The following is a 19103-nucleotide window of genomic DNA, read 5'->3' on the forward strand; positions in this document are numbered from 1 at the left end:
TATAAATTGCGTCCCTTATGGCACTACTGCTGTACGATGGTCTGGTATACTACTGCCCTAAATACCAAGAATCTGTGGATCAAATCTCAACGAACTATTAAACAAGAGCAATAATCACTCCGATAACAGCCTTCTTTAATGATCGAGCATATCGAATGGAGAGATGAACCGCGTACGGATAATCAGCTGGCTAATCTCTTCAGGGGTTTCCATTTCCTCCTTCTTAATCCAATGTTCAAGGATGCTTAAAATGCTTCCGATAAGGATTTCCTCTGCATAGTCTTGCGGAATACCTTCAATGTATCGAGCTGCTCCTTTTTGTTTCTTTTGTTCTTTCTTGATGAGTTTTCGGATAAAGGATTTGATTCGTATATAGAACTTCGGATGGCCATTGGGACTGAGCAGAATTTTAATCGTGTCAGCATGCTCATAAATATAGGAGATGGTACGATCAATCGCTGGGTTTTCCGTTTCGGAGGGAGGGGTGATAATGGATTGAGAAGTATCAAGGATTTCCATGAGAGAGTCCATTATGTTGTTCTCTATTTTCTCAAGCAGATCATATCGGTCGATGAAGTAAAGGTAGAAGGTTCCACGGCTTATGTTAGCCAGGCGAGTAATATCGGTGACCTTGATTTCATCGATGCTTTTCGTCTCCATTAATTGTAGAAGGTTTTCCTCGATATGCGTAATCGTTCGCCGTTTTTTATTTTCCATGAATGTGAATCACTCTTTCCTATTATAAAAACAGCCCCTCTATTTTATTATTCTAAAATAGACACTTTTTAAAATCTGCACATTGAACTGGGCTTCAAAAAGGTATTATAGTTTTACTATACCTAATAAATTTGCTAACGGAAAGGAGAGGATGTATGTGGCGTACATTGAGATGATTGACAGCTATAAACGCTATCAGTCAGGGGAGACCACAATCGTCGCCAATAACGGAATAAACTTTACCATAGAAAAGGGCGAGCTTGCCATCATTCTTGGAGCCTCTGGAGCCGGTAAATCGACAGTCCTCAATATATTAGGCGGTATGGATACGAATGATGAGGGGGATGTCATGGTTGATGGCAACAATATTGCTAAGTATAATACCCGGCAATTAACGGCCTACCGCAGAAATGATGTTGGATTTGTGTTTCAGTTCTATAATTTGTTGCCCAACCTGACGGCCACTGAAAATGTGGAGCTTGCAGCAAGCATTGTCCGAGATGCGCTGGATGCGAGGAAGGTGCTGCGGGACGTAGGGCTGGCAGACAGACTTGATAACTTCCCTGCCCAGCTTTCTGGAGGTGAGCAGCAGCGAGTAGCGATTGCCCGTGCCGTTGCGAAAAATCCAAAGATTCTCCTATGTGATGAACCAACTGGTGCGTTAGACTATAATACTGGCAAATCAATTCTGAAAGTTCTGCAAAACATGAGCCGAGAATCTGGAACAACGGTTGTTATTGTCACCCATAATGCGGCAATTGCACCAATCGCTGATCGTGTCATTCATATCAATGATGCGAAAGTACGGAAGATTACGGTCAATCCCAAGCCTGTTTCAATCGATTCGATTGAATGGTAGGTGAATGATGATGATGAATAATATGCTGCACAGAGAGACATTCCGAACAATCAAGAAGACCTTCGGAAGATTCCTATCCATTGCGGCTATGATTGCGCTAGGCTGCTTTGCCTTTGTTGGCTTAAAGGTGACTGGGCCTGATATGCGTTCAACAGCGGAAAAGATATACGACACCTACCAATTAGCAGACGTTTCGATTGTTTCAACCTATGGACTAGACGAAACGGACGCAAAGGCTATTGAAGCGAATGAAAACATTGACACGATTGAATATGGCTATTTTTATGATGCAATGGAAAAACGCATGAATGAATCGATTCGGGTCTTTTCATTGACCGATAAACTATCTAAATATAATTTATTGGCAGGAAAATTGCCAGAGAAAGCGGGGGAAATTGCCCTTGATAAGAGTCTTAAATCTGTCTATGATCTAGGTTCTAAGATTGAATTGGTCAATCAAGATGGAAAAGCCATTCGTTCGATGCTGAACCGGTCTGCTTTCACGGTTGTTGGGTATGTGGAATCAAGTGAATTTGTGAGCAAGACAAATTTGGGGAGCTCAACTGTTGGGACAGGAAGCCTGGATACATATGGTGTGGTGACAGAAGATCATTTCGATTCAGACGTGTACACGATGGCTCGCATTAATGTGAAGGGTGCGAGTAAGTATGCCTATTATGAGGATGCCTATACACGTTTAATCAAGAAAAGCACTGCACAAATTACCTCGAGCTTAGAGGACCAGCCTGAACTTCGTCTTACCGCCATCAAAGAGGATGGACAAGAGGATATTGATCAGGCCCAAGCGAAAGTTAATGACGCTAAGCAGGAATTGGTCGATAAAGAGCAGGAATTGAGCGATGCGAGGCGGGAACTTATGAATGCTGAAGGAGAATACAACGATAATCAAGCTCTTTATCAGCAGAAGATCAGCTCTGCCCAGTCACAGATTGAGAGCGGGGAACAGGAGCTCGCAGCAGCCAAACAGCAACTAATCGACGCAGAAAGGGCGATAGAGAATGGAGCGGCCAAGCTTGTGGATGCCGAGGAAACCTATGCGGAGAAGAAAGAACAATTGGCCGATTCCAAGAACAAGCTTGACCAGGCAAGTGACGCCATTCAGGCTAATGAAGAAAAGCTGGCGGTAGCAAGTGCTGAAATCGAAGAAGCGAAGGCTGCATTGCAGGAAGCAAAGGCAGAGATAGTGAGTAAAAAGAAAACCGTGTCAGCGGGCAAAGAAGAAGCTGCTGGAGCTCAAGCTGAAATCAATGACGCACAGGCCCAGCTTGATTCTAAATCAGTCGAGCTTGATGAAGCAGCAGATCAGCTTTCCCTCTTAAAGGCGAAGAAAGAGGAGCTCTTAAGGGATTCGGCTTCCTTGGAGGCAGAGCAAGAAAAGCTGGATGAAACAAGTACGTATCTAAATGAGCAAATCACGGCCCTCAACACGCAAATTGAAAAGTTACAAGCGGCAGGGGAGAACACAACAGCCCTTGAAGCGCAATTGTCTGAGCTAAAAGCCAAGCTATTAGAGGCTGAGCAAGGGAAAAAAACATTGGCAGCTAAAAGGGCGGAATTGGCCTCAGGTGGGGCTGAACTTGATGCCAATCTCATGAAGCTTCAGGAAGCGTCTGAACAAGGCGCGAGTGAGCTGGCAGCTGCTCAAGGAGAAATTGATGCGAATCAGGGGACGTTAAACAGCAAAATAGCCGAATTGGATGACGCCCAAGCTAAGATTGCCGCAGGGCAGGCTGAGCTGAATGAGAAGGAAGAAGCTTTATCCACCCAAATGGCTGCTTATGAAGAGGGATTAGCTGAGCTTGAGAAAGCAAAACAGCAGCTTACATCCGGTCAAGAGACGTATGAGCAGGCCGCTTCGAAATTGGCGGGTAGCGGTGCTCTTTTAGCGGAAAAAGAGCAGCAGCTCGAGGAAAGCAAGGCTCAGCTGCAATTCGGCCAATCCGAATATGAACAAAAGGCAGACCAATTGCAGCAGGCAATCCGACAATTGGATGCCCAGAAAGCAGATGGTGCGAAACAATTGGCAGACGCCAAGGAGCAAATCGGAGCCGGGTTTGAAACATATGAGGAAAATGAGACGAAATTCCTTGAGGCGAAGCCGGAGGCTGAAAAGGAGATTGCCAATGCGGAGATGAAATTGGCGGATGCGAAGGATGAGCTGAATGCCCTTGAACTGCCGGTCTATGATGTACGTGACCGTACCGACAATCCTTCCTATAAACAGTATTGGGAAAACTCCCAGCGAGTTGATTCATTGGCAAAGGTATTCCCGGTCATTCTCTTTGGCATCGCGGCCTTAGTGTCATTGACAACGATGACAAGAATGGTGAGTGAGGAACGCCAGCAAATCGGTACACTCAAAGCATTAGGGTATGAGAACAATACCATTTTGAGCAAATATGTCGTGTACGGATCATTGGCAAGCATACTAGGAGCAGCGGTCGGAATCACGCTTGCCCATTACATCCTGCCGACCGTCATTTTCAATGCGTATGCGGCTGAATACACCTTCCAAACGGTCGATCTGAACTTCTTTCCCGTGTACTCCGTTATCGCGCTTTTTGTCTCCATTGCCTGCACGACTGTAACGGTCTTTTTGGCGGCGCGAAAGGAAATGGGCCATACGCCAATGTATTTGATGACACCAAAACCGCCAAAAAGCGGTACGCGCATCCTGCTCGAGCGCATCACGCCGCTATGGAGCCGGTTGAGCTTTAATAATAAGGTGACGGCAAGGAATCTATTCCGTTACAAAAAGCGGATGCTTATGACCATCTTTGGTGTGGCTGGATGCACCGCCTTGCTTATCACAGGCTTTGGCATCAAGAATTCCTTATCAGGTCTTGCTGATAAGCAGTTCAATACCCTCATCCGCTATGATATCCTTTCTGTGTATGACGAGGATAATAAGAGGGCTGATGATTATCACAAAGCCTTGGCTGATGAGGAACAAATCAGCTCCTATGGAGAGATTCATTATGAAGCGATGACAGGCATGGCTGCCGATGACAATGAGCAGGATATTACGATGCTTGTCTCTGATGATCATGAGATGCTGGAGGACTATATGACGCTCCAAAACCGAGAATCAGGCAAAAAGCTGTCCATTGAAGGAGATGGCATCATTCTGAGTGAAAAACTCGCGAAGGTGATGGAAGCAGAGGTTGGCGATAAGGTCACCCTCCGTGATGAGGATGATCAGGAATATTCCTTTAAGGTTTCCGGCATTATGGAGATATATGTTGGTCATTATGCCTTCCTCTCAGTTGAGTACTACGAGAAGGTCCTTGGTGAAAAAGCAGTGAATAATGCCAGCTTAATCAAGGTAAAGGACGCTACAGCAGAGAATGTGGACCGAGTGGCAGCAGATGTGATGAAGCAAGAGGCGACAACAGCCGTTATCAAATCCAATCAATCGAGCAAAACCATTAATGAAATATTGGACGGATTAAATAATGTCGTACTTGTCATCATCGTCTGTGCCTCCATGCTTGCAATTGTCGTCATATACAATCTGACGAATATCAATGTCTCTGAACGCATTCGCGAGTTGAGCACGATTAAGGTACTTGGCTTCTATCCGGTGGAAATCACCTTATATGTGTTCAAGGAAATCTTCGCCCTGACCATCATGGGGATTCTCGCTGGCTATTTGGGCGGTTACTTGCTTCATGCGTATATCAATGAAACATTGCCTCCTGATAATGCGATGTTCAGTCCAGATTTATGGATCAGCAATTTTGTTATCTCAGGGCTCATGACGATTGCTTTCTCTCTAATTGTTATGGTCATCATGCATGTGAAGCTTAAAAAGGTGGATATGCTTGAAGCCTTGAAATCAGTTGAATAAACAAAGAAAGCCTCCCCCTTCTGATTAGATGGGAGGCTTTTCTTTTTAGGCAGATTGTTTATTCAGCTTTTGCTCGAAAAGGGTCACGCCGCTGAAGCCCAGAAGCACGGCGTTTGACCAGAAGATTGGGAAAAAGCCGAGCAAGGAACCGACAGATCCGAAGACAATCGGTACAAGGAATTGCACAGTCTTATTCACCGTTAGACGGATGCCAAGCACCTCGCCTGTTCTTCCAATAGGAGAATGATTATAGGCCATTGTCATGGAAAGCGGCTGACATAATCCCAGGCCAAGTCCCATAAGGAAGGAGACGGCCATCAAATAGAATGGATCTCCATTGAGCGGGATGAGGAAGAAGGCAACAGCTGATATGGTTAGACAAATGCCTAGCACTCTCTCCTCCTTCATCTTGGCCGTTAAAAATGGCATGAAGAGACGTGACACAATGAAGGCTGTCGCATTACAGCCAATAATGATTCCGATAACGGAAGCAGAAAGGCCGAGTGTTTTCCCGTAGATTGGGAAGTAAAACTCATATATGCCGACTCCTGTTAGAATAATGCCGCTTGTAATGAATGTTTTCCGTAAGGTTGGTTTCATCAGCAGCTCGGTAAATCCGCCCTTCTGCTCTGTACTCGTACCTGACTTTTTCTCTGCAAGAACCGGCATGGCGAGCTTTAGGAAGAACACCGCTGGAATAACAGAGAAGGCCGCCAGAATCAAGAAAGTCACGGAATAGCCAAGATGGTCTATAGCAAATCCGGTTAATAACGGACCGATTAAATTGGCAACTGAAATGGCCAGTGTATAAGCAGCGAAGCTCTTAGAACGGGAATCCTCTGTACTATAAGCTCCGACTAAATTTTGTATCGAAACAATCGTGAATATCTGGAACAGTCCAAATAATAATTGTGCCGCAATTAAGGCGATTAAGCTTCCGTGGAATAGAAAGGGAATCAAAAGAGCCGCACCCGTTCCCAGCATCCCAATCGCAATCGGCATTCGATAGCCCGTTCTGTCCGACAACCTGCCAGCATAGGAGGCAAAGAACATTGGAAAAAGAGCGGTTGAAGCGACGACAAGCCCTAAGGACAAGGAAGTAGCCTCTAAATCCATTGCATAAAGCGTAACAAGAACCGTATCTCCTCTAATACTCGTTTGAAACAACAAGGACAAAAGGATGACGGTGTAAAAGCGCATGAACCTTCATCTCTTTTCTTGAATTAGACAATATTGTTTAACAATTTAGCTCTAGTTTATACCTGGTGGTAAAATATGTCTAACGAAGTGCTCGTGCGGATGAAGAAAGCCTTTGGGTATGCTGATTTTCATGGGGAATAGGTTCCTTGAAAGCGCGGATTTCGCCCATAAATCAAGAAGTGAGGATTATTTCATCCTGAAATGATGCCTAATCAAGTGATGACAGTCAAAAAAATAGAATCCAGCTGTCAAAGACCAGGTATTCCGGAATTTTTCTTTCATTTTGACCCTGCCTGGAAAAACAAAAAACAGGAGGATGACCATTTTGGTTTCTCCTCCTGCTTGAGATTCTTTAGACTAAGAAAGTATAGTTTTCTGCCAGGGCTTTGCGCACCTGTGCGATGTGATGCTTGATGGCATCCTCGGCCCAGTTTCCGTCATGTGACTTCATGGCATTAAGGACTTTCTGGTGCTCCTTAAGCGAGTCCTGAGTCCGGCCAGGAATAAGAATCGTCTTGATTTGCAGCCTTTTAAGCTGATTTTTGATCTTATTAACCATCTCGACAGCCTGCTGATTAGTGGATGCCTCGTAAATGATGGCATGAAAGGTTTGATTGCATTTGGAATACTCATCGAATCGATTGTTCTCCAAATGGCCTTTCATCTGCTCGAAGGTTTCATCGAGCAGCAGCAATCTCTCCTCTGTCATATGAGGGGCGGCTGTTTTAGCAATTAATCCTTCTAATGTTTCGCGGATTTCCAGGTAATTGATGATCTCCTCCAGGGAAAAGGATTTAATCCTTGCCCCCTTATTGGTTTCAATCAAAACGAGATTCTCCTGTTCCAGCTTAAGCAATGCCTTCTTCACCGTGTTTCTGCTGACCCCAATCACTTCAGATAATTCGCTCTCATTCAATTTCTGTGAAGGCTTATAATCACCCTCCATAATTCGTTGTTTAATATAATCATATGTGACTTCAGTTGGTCTGCTCATCCTCATACCTCTTTTTTTACATGTATTGTCACTATTAGTTTAACAAAATTGTTCAAAAATTTGAGCTTCTTGCTCTGATAGGATGCTTTTTGGAAGGCTGAAAAAAATCATTCTTGATTCGCTCATTTCACATGATTCCGCTCGCCAAATCTCCAGGTATCGTTCGTAAGAAGCCGGGCATGGCTCTATTAACCTAATCTTGCATAATGTCGATTGTGCATGAAGTCGATGAGGAGCTTTTATCCTTTATGAAACATGTAAGACTTTGATTTTGCTGAGATATTCAGGATGATGGTTAATGCAAATAGGCTTGAGAGCAGCGAACTGCCGCCGTAGCTTAGCAAAGGCAGCGGAATGCCCGTAATGGGAACAAGCCCAATCACCATGCCGATATTCTCGAATATATGGAATGTGAACATCGCAATAACCCCAACGCCAATCAGGGCTTCGTACTCATTCTTATTCTTCATGGTGATGGTCTTGACTTGCATTAAAAGAAGAAAATAGAGCACAACGACAATACTTGCTCCAATAAAGCCATATTCCTCGCCAATTGTAGTGAAAATAAAGTCTGAATGGGCTTCAGGGACATCGACAACCCCGTTTAGAAATCCCTTTCCTTCTGTCATGCCAGAACCGATTGCAAAAATGGACTGAGTGAGCTGATAGCCTATATTGCTGCTGTACATGAAGGGATTCAGCCAGGAATGAATTCGGTTTACTTGGTATTGGTCAAGAAAGACCAATAATAAATCCGGTTGATATAGATAGATATACGTTAAGATGCCAAGGGACAGTACAGCCAAACCAGTTAGGAGACTGAGGATTTTCCAGCTTACCCCTGAGCAAAAGATGATGCCAATCATAATGGTCAAAATAACCATCCCAGTACCCGCATCTGGCTGTAAGAGTATAAGGACAAGCGGAATCATTGTCGCAAGCACGATTTTGCCGATAAGTAAGGAATCAGTATAAAGGGTTCTACGAATAAACTTCCGGTTATGGTCGACCGAAAGCTTTGCTAGAAACATAATCAAGAAGACCTTCATAAATTCAGAGGGCTGCAAAGACCCGAGCGGTGTTGAAAACCAGGCCTTAATTCCTTTTATCTCAGGTGCAATGGTTGAAGGGGAAAGAAAGAGAATCACCAATAATAAAATACCGAACACATAAGCAGGGAAGGATAATCTCTTGATCTGCTCCGTATCGAAGTAATAGATGACAGCAGTTAGTGAGAAGGCGATAATATACCAAATGAATTGCCGCAGGGCGAAGTTTGAAGAGTAAGGCAAAGAGGTTTGCGCGCTATAGATGCTTATGCAGCTAATGACCATGAATAAGATGATAATTCCTAATAAACCATAATCGTACTGACTATTATTTCGTTTCATTTCTAATCTCCTTACGATCTTCCTGACAAATAACCAAACCAATAATTTCCATATTAATATAGTAATCTTATTCGGCATAAAAGGGAACCTTTTTTAGGAGAAAAGAACGAGATTCTTAGTCATCATAAAAAATGCCCAGTTATCTGGGCATCTCTGGACAAATTATGATTTTAGCTTCGTGTTAAGCCATTGTGCCGCTTGCATGGCCACAATTGCAGACCTCTTGATTAGATAAGTCTAATCACAGAGCTATGTCAGCCTATGTAAAAAAGGCTTATCCTTTTAATCTTTGCTCGGTACCTCAGTTGTTCTGTACAGTCTCTGCATTTGAGCCTGGATTGTGATTTCCCTTGCTGGTTACATTTAGCGGATGTTCACATTTATTAGATATTTTATGATAGTAATGGAGGTTGATGTCGTGTGGAAAGAATGCAGAGAGAAAGAGAAACAATCGTCCATATGATTGAGATGTATTGTAAGTCTGAACATAAACAGGAGGAGCTATGTGAAAGCTGTGCGGAATTGAAGGAGTATGCTTTATTCCGTCTGAGCAAATGTCCCTTCCAGGAGAAGAAACCTGCCTGTCAGAATTGCAAAATCCATTGCTATAAGCCCGATATGAAGAAACAGGTCAAGGGTGTGATGCGTAAGAGCGGGCCGAAGATGATTTGGAAGCATCCGTACTTAGCGATTATGCATATCGTCGATACCTTCCGAGAAGCTCCTGAGTTGCCGAAAAGGGCGAAGAAAAAGGTCTGAAGCTAAAAAGCTAGAGCTGCAATGGAGCGGCTCTAGCTTTATTTATTAGTGCTGTTTTTGGTAAGCGATTCCTAAGCATTTCGGACCTGTGTGACTTCCGATAGTCGGCCCTAATTCGGTAATAAGGACTTGGTCAAACTTTTCCTCAAGCTGAAGCTCATTTTTTAAGGCAATCGCCTGCTCCAAATTATCTGAGTGGACAATTGTAATCATTCTTGGATCTACCTTGCATTCAAGGAATCTTTTCTTCAGCTCTGTGTAGGCCCCTGATGCTTTACGTGCCTTGCAAGCAACTTCAATGGTCCCCTCATCGGTCAGGCGGAGAATCGGCTTGATTCCCATAATACCTCCGATGGCCCCAGCGGCTGCACTTAAGCGACCGCCTCTAACAAGGTATTTTAATTCATTCACATAGAATTCCATCTGGTATGTCTGCCGATATTTTTCCAAATACATGACAATGTCTGAGAATGATTTGCCGTTTTTTCTCATAGCGCAGGCTTGATAAATTAGCAGACCTTCTCCGACAGATGCAGATAAGGAATCAATGACGGCGATTTTCTGGTCTGGATACGCCTCACAGACTTCGAGGCTGGCTAAACGTATATTATTATAGGTGCAGCTCAATTCACTTGATAAGGTAATGCAAATCACGTCATTCCCTTTACTCAATTCCTTCTGTATGATTTGCATGGCTGCATCAGGTGAAGAGGCGCTTGTTTTGGCTGCTTCGCCTCTCCTCATACGCTCATAGAATTCCGCCATAGGCATAGGGTGCTCTTCCCCGTATTCTACCCCATCATCAAAAGAATAGTTTTGTGATATAACCTTAATCTCTTCTCTATTTATAAAATCGACGGGTAAGTCAGAACTGCTATCCGTTATGATTGATATATTTCTCATGATACCCTCCGTAAGATATTAAACATTGTGTTTTATAAAATATGAGCCTATTATAAGGTTGGATAACGATATCTATCAATCATCAATCCAAATGAAAATGTTAGTTGTGCAACAATTAAGATAGAAGTGTTTAATAAAAGGAGGAAACATGGAAGATTATCGGATTCGAACAACAAAGAAACTCATCAGAGAATCTCTTATCAGGCTGCTGGAGAAAAAGCCGATCAACAAAATTACCGTGACGGAGCTTTGTACGGAATGTGAAATAAATCGAGCAACCTTCTATCGCTATTATGAGGATGTCTATGATCTGCTGGATCAGCTGGAAAAGCAGCTAGTCCTAGAATTAAAGAACGGCCTCCATCTCGCACGGAATGACTACACCATATCAGGGTTTACAGAGGAAATACTGGAGGTCATCCTAAGGAATAAAGAGCTGAGCCGCATGCTGTTCAATGAACGGAGCGGCAAGGACTTCCTGCGGGATATACTGGAGATTGCCCATAATAAATGCATGGAGGAGTGGAAACGCTCCGGCAAGGATATCCCCAAGAATAAGATTGACTACCTATGCACCTTCATAACAGCCGGTACGATTGGTATCCTGAATGAATGGATGATAAACGATTTCAAGGAAACGCCGCGGGAGATAGCCGAGTTAATCGAGAATATCAGCCATTTTGGCATCAAAAAAATTATTTATTAAACAGCACAGGGGGACCGGATAACGGTCTCTTTTTTTCATGATGGACTAATATCATTCTTTATTGTGCTACATAAAATCTGGCTTTTATGGTTATCGGGAGGGGTGGTGAAAGAGTGGGATAGATATGGGAGGAGCCGCGCCTATCCCTCCCCTTCGTCCCGCTGGAAAATAAAAAAACAGGAGCAGACAGCTCCTGTTCCTTGTCACCGCCGGCTTACCCATTAAACGGAACAGCTGGCATTCCTTTTACCCCTGGCTTAATACGGAATAGTCCGCCTGCATGGGGGAATTCGTTCATGTCGGTATCATCCTGTTTGGCTGTTGTGATATAAAGTTCATCTAAGTCCGGACCGCCGAATGTGCATGAGGTGACATGCTTGGCTGGTACGGAAATAGTGGTTAGCTGCTGCCCGTTGTTTGGGTCCCAGCGAGATACCTTAGACCCGCTGTAATGGGCTATCCAGAGCATGCCCTCCTCGTCAATGGTCATTCCATCCGGGAATCCTTCATCCTCCGGAAAGGCAATGATATTACGTGGGTTTGTGATGCTGCCTGTTTTAGCATCATAGTCGTAGGCGACAACCTTTAAGGTTGGGGTGTCAATAAAGTAAAAGGTTGATTCATCGGGTGACCAGGCGAGCCCGTTGGAATTAGTGACCTCGCTGATTTTTCTATCCACCTCGAGATTTGTATCAAGGCAGTATAGTGCACAAGTGTGTTCTTTTCCCTCTAAATGGATAGTGCCCGCCCAAAAGCGCCCTTTTGGGTCGCATTTGCCGTCATTGAAGCGATTGTGCGGCAGATGGCTTTCAGGGTCTGTGATTGGTTCTAATTGACCGGTCTCGAGGTTCATGAAGTAAAAGCCATTCTGCAGGGCGATGACTGCGCCGCCTGATTTTCTCGGAACGATGGTGCCGGGCATTTGCTCCAGCTCAATCGTTCGGTTTGATCCTTTGGCATATTCGAATATATGTAGCTGCTTTCCCATAATGTCCAGCCAGTATAGGGATTGGGATTTTTCATCCCAAGTCGGTCCCTCCCCTAGAATGGCGTTTTCATCAACTAGCAGTTCCAGTTTTCCTGACAATAGTATCCCCTCCAAATTGCTCGTTTCCTTGCTTAAATCCTCTTTACCCTATTACTCTTCGCTCTAGTATCAATTTTCTCCTTTTTTCGTTAAGGAGTATGGTTTAATTGCCATTTTTTATGGATTGATAATGCTTATACACGAAAAATATAATAGGTATACAACCATCAAGAAAGCAGGGATCTGTAATGTTAAACAAGGAAGAAACATTAGGTTATGTTCGTGTAGTAATAGGAGAAGACGGAAAGGTAGCGCACATTTGCCCGAATACGCTTCATCACCCAGATCCGGCTGAACAAGAACGCCTTAACAAGGTCGTAACAGTTGAAATGCTGGATGAATCATTAACAAAAGATACACATTCCTATAAAGATTGCCAGGTTTTAGTTGTCTTCAGTGAAGATAAAGATGGTCTTAATATTGCACATTCTATGATGATTCAACCAGGATTTAAGGATTTCTGGCGTGAAAGAATTACGAAGAAAATTGAAAAACCACATACAAGCATGCGCGATGAAATTCATGTTCAAAGCCGTATTGATTTATGGGAAGAAACATATAAAGAATCATTTGTTCCTACAAGAACAGTAGAACAATAAGAAGCAGACAGCAGGCTGGAGCCTGCTGTTTTTATTTTGGACATAGGAAGAGGGCGGGAGAATTCTCCTGCCCTCACTCATTATTCCTTGTCTTCCTTTTCTTTTTCCTGGATTTCCTCCAGTTCTTCTTCAAGCTCTTCCTCAAGCTCCTCGAGGGCTTCTGCCTGTGCGTGCAGTTTGGCCTCAGTCAGCTTCAGCTTAAGAGTGCTGATGGTCTCACGGATGGAAGAGGATTGTTTAGAGAGTTTTTCTGCTATATCCGCTTTTTTCGCCTTGCAGTGTTCAGTGAATTCTTCCCCTTTATGAACAGCACTTTGCTTCAGCTCATCGGCTTTATGACATATGTATTTACCGCCGTCTGTAGCTGCAAGGTCACTGCGTAGTTCTTTCCCGCTCTTTGGTGCCAAAAGGAGTGCGGCAGCTGCGCCAATCATACCGCCGACTAATCCACCAATCAGAAAATTCTTGCAATCACATGTGCATTTTTCGGTACATGCTTTCTCGGTGCAATTTGTTGATTTCTTGGTAGTTGTACTCATCTATAATCCCTCCTTGAAATAAATGGCGACTTTCCTCATCACTTTAATTATTCGGGACATATTTTAGGCTGTAAATAGATGAATCTTTCCTGTTTTGGAAAAGCATTTGTAAGGCTTTTCGACTTATTTCTCGGGAAATAAGAAAAGTCAGCCAACTATTTTAAAAATTGACAAAATCTATTCTATGTCATGGCTCCTTATGAGAGAATATTCATGTAAGCAGGATTGGTTAGGGGGAGGAGTATGTATTTAAAGATAAAAGAGCCAACGAAGCAAATATCGGCAGATAGTGTGCGGGTGTGGCGATTAAGCAATTTATTAGGCTATGGGATTGCCTTGTGTATAGCAGGAGTATTTCTTTTTGCAGCGAATTATTATGATTGGAAGACATGGATTTTCACGATTCTGACAATCATTACTGTTTTGCTTCTGGCATTGGCGGTTTGGTCTGTCGGGATTAAGCCTATATACCTCCAGAAAACATGGCGGTATGAAATAGATGAACAGTTTGCCCAGCTGAAATATGGGCGTTTCACCGTGAAGCATATTGTCATTCCAATGGAAAAGGTTGAGTATGTGTCAACCAATCAAGGCCCTTTTTTGCGGAAATATGGACTTTATAATGTCGAAATTGGCACAACGACCTCAGATCATACGATTCCGGCTATCCATCATGATGAGGCTTATGCTTTAAGGGAGCAGATTGCGACCTTTGCAAAGGTGAAGCTTGATGGGGAGAATGGGGTTGAGGAGGCTTGATGAACGAGAAGAGAAGGTATCATCCAGCCGTTATTCTTTTTAATATTGCCTCCTTTATTAAAGATATGTTCTTTTTGATTATTATTCTGTTCGTTATCAATATTGGTTCAACGTCGAAGCTGATCATTTGGGGAAGATACGCATTGATTGGATTGTTCATCGGATACATCCTCTACAGTATCTTGAAATGGTCGATTGAGACCTATGAGATAACGAATGAGGCGATTGTATTTCGGGATGGAGTGTTCGTAAAGAATCAGCGGAATATTCCTTTTAAGCGAATTCAGGACCATCATTCAAAGGCGAATTTCGTCCATCAGCTGCTCGGGATTACCTCCCTGAAGCTCGAAACCGGCACAAGCGATAAGGATGCGAATATATCATTCCCGGCCATTTCTTTAGCAGAAGAAACGCGAATTCTTGGGGTATTGCTTAAGAATGATGAAGTGTTACCAGACGAGGTTAAGGTGGAGAAGGAGCGAATCGTATTCTTTGAATCGACCCAAAAGGATACGATTAAGGCTGCCTTTACTTCATTTAGCTTTCTTGCCTTGTTTCCCATTTTGATGACAGTCTACTTCCAACTGGATGAATGGCTGAATATCGAGGAAACATCCAAGCAGGTATTGCTTTATTTCGAGCGGAATATGTGGATTTGGATTCCGTTAGGGCTGGTTATGCTGCTTGCGGCGTTTACGGTCGGATATTTACAAACCTTGTTTAGGTACGGTAATTTTGTCATCTCGGCAGATGACGACCGAATTTATATTTCAAGAGGCGTACTTACGACTAATACGTATTCGATTCAAAAGTCTAGGGTGCAGGCGATCAAAATCCAGCAATCCTTGCTGAAACGGGTTTTTGGTATGGCGGAAATAACGCTTGTCAGTGCCGGCCAGGAAACCATCGGAACAGAGATGGAAATCAATTCGCTGTACCCATTTATGGAGAAGAAAAAAGCTTATCAATTAACAAATCAGCTGCTGCCTGACTACCATATCGTGGAGGATATGCATCGGCTTCCAAAGAAGGTCCTATGGCTAAAGCTAATCAGGCCATACTATTTTACTTTAGGTGCCATCATTATTTTGGCATTTGTGAAGAGGGAATGGTTATTGGCAGCAGCTGTTGTTCTGCTGGCAGAGATAATCTTCCGTTTGCTCGACTATCAATTTACGAGCTATTTGAAGGAAGAGGAGTATATCCAAGTACGGGAAGGCGGAATATACACGAGGACCATACACACCAAATGGAGGAATCTGCAGCAGATTGAAGTCTCTCATTCCTGGCTGCAGAGAAAGTTCGGTGCAGCAACCATACAGTTTTATAATCGGGCGAAGCCCTTTCAGTTAACCATATTAATGGATGTATCCAAGGAGGAAGCAAAGGCATTTTATGAACGTTTTTGCCGCCGCTCAGCTAAGAGGAATCCAATAAGACAGGAAACGATACAAGAGGAATCACGCTAACAGGGATTTCCACCTAAGACAAGGCAGAATTTTGGCATGCCTTGTCTTTTTTTGTTCATAGGCTTATTCATAGGTCGGAAGAATGAAGTGTCCATAATCGCATAGCATTACAGTGAAGGGGAAAAGAAACTCTTAAAGGAGGTGATGGATAGAGAGTCATTTGTTCAATCCCGTGAAGACAAACAGCTGTCGATAATAGGTCATTTGCTTCATGAAAGGACCGGTCGCAGCCAAGTCACCCTGCTTTTATCAGCATTTATTGAGCTTATTTATTTAATCATAATGTTTGTTCAACGGGAATTGAGCAAGCTTGTTCATTCAAATTAAGAAATAGGGGGAGTAATGATGCGAAAGTTTTTTCAAAGGCTCGGCAGCTCGTTGATGCTTCCGGTTGCAGTGCTGCCTGCCGCGGCAGTTCTGCTTGGCATAGGGTATTGGATTGATCATGATGGCTGGGGAACAGGCAACGCTGTCGCAGCTTTTCTAATTATGGCTGGGAAGTCCATTATTGATAATATTGCCATGCTGTTTGCTCTAGGAGTTGCCCTTGGCATGTCAAAGGATCGGGATGGGTCAGCAGCACTCAGCGGTTTAGTGGCCTATCTAGTTGTGACAACTTTACTTGGCAGTGATTCTGTTGCCATGCTGCAAGGGATAGATCCAGAGAATGTTGATCCATCCTTTATCAAGATTGGGAATGCCTTTGTCGGGATTATATGCGGGCTTGTAGCTGCCTCAATGTATAACAGATTCAGTCATGTTAGGCTGCCGGATGCGCTTGCGTTCTTTAGCGGGAAGCGTCTTGTCCCTATCATGACCTCCCTGGCGATGCTAGTTCTCTCTCTTGTCCTCTTGCTTGTCTGGCCGCCTGTCTATTCCTTGTTAGTACAATTCGGGGAATGGATCAGCGGGCTTGGCGCGATTGGAGCAGGACTTTACGGCTTCTTTAACCGTTTATTGATTCCAACTGGGCTGCATCATGCCTTAAACGCGGTTTTCTGGTTTGATGTGGCAGGGATAAACGATATCTCGAATTTTTGGACTGGAAATGGGGAAAAAGGGGTTACGGGTATGTACCAGGCAGGCTTCTTCCCCATTATGATGTTTGGTCTGCCAGCAGCTGGCCTGGCCATGTATCATACAGCGAAAACGAAACATAGGAAGCAGGTCGGCTCACTCATGCTTGCGGCCGGTTTCGCAGCCATCCTGACAGGGGTGACGGAGCCGATTGAGTTTGCCTTTATGTTTCTCGCACCTATGCTCTATTTAGTTCATGCTGTGTTGACTGGCTTATCTCTGGCGATTGCCGCAGCCTTTCAATGGACAGCTGGGTTCGGCTTCAGTGCCGGGTTGATAGATTTCATCCTAAGCTATAATCTTACGCTTGCCAACCAGCCATACATGCTGCTAGTCCAGGGTCTTGTGTTCGCGGTCATCTATTATTTCCTCTTCCGTTTCATCATTGTGAAATTTGACTTAAAAACGCCTGGACGGGGAGAGGAATTAGAGGAAACGGCGACTGTCTCTCGGGATCGTTCCTCTATAGACTCGAAATACACCGCTCAGGCAGAGAAGATTTACGCAGCGCTTGGAGGCTCTGAAAATGTGACATCGATTGATAACTGTGCGACAAGGCTCCGGCTTGAGGTGAAGAGTGTGGATGTAGTCGACCAGCAGAAAATTAAGGCGACAGGTGTTCCTGGTGTTCACGTCACTGGCGCGGAAAGCATTCAAGTCATTGTTGGCCCGAATGTCCAATTTGTCGCAGACGAAATGAAGAAGCTCCATCGTAATGACGGAATGAGTGTGAGCGGCTCTTAATGAGCTGCTTTTTTTGTGATGGGACCATTCTAACCTTATGTTTAGTACGCCTTTGTATGGGTATGCTAATCGTAAATAATTGGTACGGATAGAATGGAGATGGTATGGATGATCAAAGCTAGGAAAATGCCAAAGGAAAGAACGATTGATCAAACATTAACCCTGCTTGCAGAAGGGTATGATTATCTTCCTAACCGGACGATACGGGAGAACGTGAATGTTTTTCAGACTAGATTGCTTGGTCAGAAGGTAATTTGTATCAGCGGAGAAGAAGCGGCACGGGCGTTTTATGATGAAGAACGTTTCATTCGAAAGCCGGCCGTTCCAAAGCGGATTCAAAAGGCGCTGTTTGGTGAGCATGGCGTGCAGGTGCTTGATGATGAGGAACATAAGCATCGAAAGGCGATGTTCATGTCTGTCATGACCCATGAGAATCTTGGGCGGCTTGAGGAGATTTCAAGAAGAGAATGGCGAGCTGCTGCAAGAGGCTGGACAAAGGAGCAGGAGATTGTCTTGATGGAAGAGGCGAAGCGCACACTTTGCCGGATTGCCTGCGAATGGGCCGGTGTTCCCCTCTATGAGGATGAAGTTAAGAACCGGGCTCAGCAGCTGTTTGATTTAGTTGATTCCATCGGTGGAGTCGGTTCACGCTATCAAAGAGGAAGAAAAGCGCGAAAGCAGGCAGAGGATTGGATTGCTGAATTGATTGGCCAAGTCCGGGATGGGACTCTTCATCCATCAGAAAATACGGCTCTGTACATCATGGCTCACCATACGGAATTGAACGGGGAGCAAATGAAGCCAAAGACAGCGGCGGTTGAGGTCATCAATATTATCCGCCCGATGGTCGCTATTGCTTATTTCGTCGTATTTGGTGCATTAGCCTTGCATGAACACCCCCTTGTGAGAAAGAGGATGAAGGAGGATGACGGGATGTACAGCAAGATGGTCGTTCAGGAAGTAAGACGTTATTATCCTTTTGCTCCTATGCTCGGTGCAAGGGTGCGGAATGATTTTCTCTGGGAGGGCTATGCTTTCAAGAAAGGAACCTTAGTACTCCTTGATTTATATGGCACAAATCATCATCCGGATCTTTGGGAGAAACCAGATGAGTTCAATCCGGAAAGGTTTAGGAATTGGAGGAAGAGTCCATTTGATTTTATCCCCCAAGGCGGCGGGGACTATGATAAAGGGCATCGCTGTGCGGGAGAATGGGCAACCGTGAAGGTGATGATGGTCTTCATGGAATTATTCGCTAAAGAGCTCGATTACGAGGTTTGCGAGCAGGATCTTACCTACAGCATGGCAAGGATTCCAACGTACCCAGAAAGCGGTTTTCGGATGAAGGTGCTCAGCCTGAAACCAAAAGAGAAGAATCAAGTTACTGGACAAGGACATTCATAAAGAAAGAAGAGGCATCGCTCACTCA

General features: G+C 44.1%; 17 protein-coding genes. 10 read left to right on the forward strand and 7 right to left on the reverse strand.

The window, feature by feature from the left end; translation table 11 throughout:
• Positions 1-135 precede the first annotated feature (135 nt).
• On the reverse strand, positions 136-717 hold the full coding sequence (locus ACI35L_RS15355) for a TetR/AcrR family transcriptional regulator (RefSeq protein WP_439803250.1): 582 nt from the start codon (positions 715-717) through the stop codon (positions 136-138).
• A 157-nt stretch (positions 718-874) separates the two neighbouring features.
• Between ACI35L_RS15355 and ACI35L_RS15360 the strand changes: the two genes are divergently transcribed.
• Entirely contained in the window at positions 875-1576 is a 702-nt protein-coding gene (locus ACI35L_RS15360) for an ABC transporter ATP-binding protein (protein ID WP_439803251.1), read from the forward strand.
• Between the two features lie 4 nt (positions 1577-1580).
• A complete protein-coding gene (locus ACI35L_RS15365; protein ID WP_439803252.1) occupies positions 1581-5447 on the forward strand; it encodes an FtsX-like permease family protein in 3867 nt (1288 codons plus the stop codon).
• 45 nt (positions 5448-5492) lie between these two features.
• On the opposite strand, the gene ACI35L_RS15370 is transcribed toward ACI35L_RS15365, so the two are convergent.
• The 3 genes from ACI35L_RS15370 to ACI35L_RS15380 form a co-directional block, all read right to left on the reverse strand.
• The gene (locus tag ACI35L_RS15370) at positions 5493-6647 is read right to left on the reverse strand and encodes an MFS transporter (RefSeq protein ID WP_439803253.1); all 1155 of its coding nucleotides are present in this window, start codon (positions 6645-6647) and stop codon (positions 5493-5495) included.
• A 352-nt stretch (positions 6648-6999) separates the two neighbouring features.
• Positions 7000-7641, reverse strand: a complete 642-nt coding sequence (locus ACI35L_RS15375) for a GntR family transcriptional regulator (RefSeq protein WP_439803254.1) — start codon at positions 7639-7641, stop codon at positions 7000-7002.
• A gap of 239 nt (positions 7642-7880) precedes the next feature.
• On the reverse strand, positions 7881-9032 hold the full coding sequence (locus tag ACI35L_RS15380) for an FtsW/RodA/SpoVE family cell cycle protein (RefSeq protein ID WP_439803255.1): 1152 nt from the start codon (positions 9030-9032) through the stop codon (positions 7881-7883).
• A gap of 420 nt (positions 9033-9452) precedes the next feature.
• On the opposite strand from ACI35L_RS15380, the gene ACI35L_RS15385 reads away from it, so the two are divergent.
• Positions 9453-9791 carry a nitrous oxide-stimulated promoter family protein gene (locus tag ACI35L_RS15385; protein ID WP_439803256.1) on the forward strand — a complete coding sequence of 113 codons (339 nt, stop codon included), beginning with the start codon at positions 9453-9455 and terminating at the stop codon, positions 9789-9791.
• Between the two features lie 45 nt (positions 9792-9836).
• On the opposite strand, the gene ACI35L_RS15390 is transcribed toward ACI35L_RS15385, so the two are convergent.
• The gene (locus ACI35L_RS15390) at positions 9837-10694 is read right to left on the reverse strand and encodes a DegV family protein (RefSeq protein WP_439803257.1); all 858 of its coding nucleotides are present in this window, start codon (positions 10692-10694) and stop codon (positions 9837-9839) included.
• A gap of 148 nt (positions 10695-10842) precedes the next feature.
• Between ACI35L_RS15390 and ACI35L_RS15395 the strand changes: the two genes are divergently transcribed.
• Positions 10843-11400, forward strand: a complete 558-nt coding sequence (locus tag ACI35L_RS15395; RefSeq protein ID WP_439803258.1) for a TetR-like C-terminal domain-containing protein — start codon at positions 10843-10845, stop codon at positions 11398-11400.
• A gap of 214 nt (positions 11401-11614) precedes the next feature.
• Here ACI35L_RS15395 and ACI35L_RS15400 read toward each other — a convergent pair whose 3' ends face one another.
• Positions 11615-12487 (reverse strand): SMP-30/gluconolactonase/LRE family protein, encoded by an 873-nt coding sequence (locus tag ACI35L_RS15400; RefSeq protein WP_439803259.1) that lies wholly within the window; start codon positions 12485-12487, stop codon positions 11615-11617.
• Positions 12488-12675: 188 nt separating this feature from the next.
• Between ACI35L_RS15400 and ACI35L_RS15405 the strand changes: the two genes are divergently transcribed.
• Positions 12676-13086, forward strand: coding sequence for a hypothetical protein (locus ACI35L_RS15405; RefSeq protein WP_049669575.1), 411 nt, complete (start codon positions 12676-12678; stop codon positions 13084-13086).
• 80 nt (positions 13087-13166) lie between these two features.
• Here ACI35L_RS15405 and ACI35L_RS15410 read toward each other — a convergent pair whose 3' ends face one another.
• On the reverse strand, positions 13167-13625 hold the full coding sequence (locus ACI35L_RS15410) for a YtxH domain-containing protein (protein ID WP_439803260.1): 459 nt from the start codon (positions 13623-13625) through the stop codon (positions 13167-13169).
• Between the two features lie 243 nt (positions 13626-13868).
• Here ACI35L_RS15410 and ACI35L_RS15415 point away from each other — a divergent pair, with 243 nt between their 5' ends.
• From ACI35L_RS15415 to ACI35L_RS15435, 5 genes are all read left to right on the forward strand, one after another.
• Positions 13869-14384: a PH domain-containing protein gene (locus ACI35L_RS15415; RefSeq protein ID WP_439803261.1), complete on the forward strand. Its 516-nt coding sequence runs from the start codon at positions 13869-13871 to the stop codon at positions 14382-14384.
• On the forward strand, positions 14384-15853 hold the full coding sequence (locus ACI35L_RS15420) for a PH domain-containing protein (protein WP_049669577.1): 1470 nt from the start codon (positions 14384-14386) through the stop codon (positions 15851-15853). Before ACI35L_RS15415 ends, ACI35L_RS15420 begins: the two co-directional genes overlap by 1 nt.
• Before the next feature lie 144 nt (positions 15854-15997).
• Positions 15998-16180: a hypothetical protein gene (locus tag ACI35L_RS15425; protein ID WP_049669578.1), complete on the forward strand. Its 183-nt coding sequence runs from the start codon at positions 15998-16000 to the stop codon at positions 16178-16180.
• Between the two features lie 18 nt (positions 16181-16198).
• Complete coding sequence (gene nagE / locus ACI35L_RS15430; RefSeq protein WP_439803268.1) at positions 16199-17674, forward strand: N-acetylglucosamine-specific PTS transporter subunit IIBC; 1476 nt, start codon at positions 16199-16201, stop codon at positions 17672-17674.
• Between the two features lie 108 nt (positions 17675-17782).
• Positions 17783-19078, forward strand: a complete 1296-nt coding sequence (locus ACI35L_RS15435) for a cytochrome P450 (RefSeq protein ID WP_439803262.1) — start codon at positions 17783-17785, stop codon at positions 19076-19078.
• The last annotated feature ends 25 nt before the right edge of the window (positions 19079-19103 follow it).

The sequence above is a fragment of the Pradoshia sp. genome (genome assembly GCF_051873915.1).
Taxonomy (GTDB): Bacteria; Bacillota; Bacilli; order Bacillales; family Pradoshiaceae; genus Pradoshia.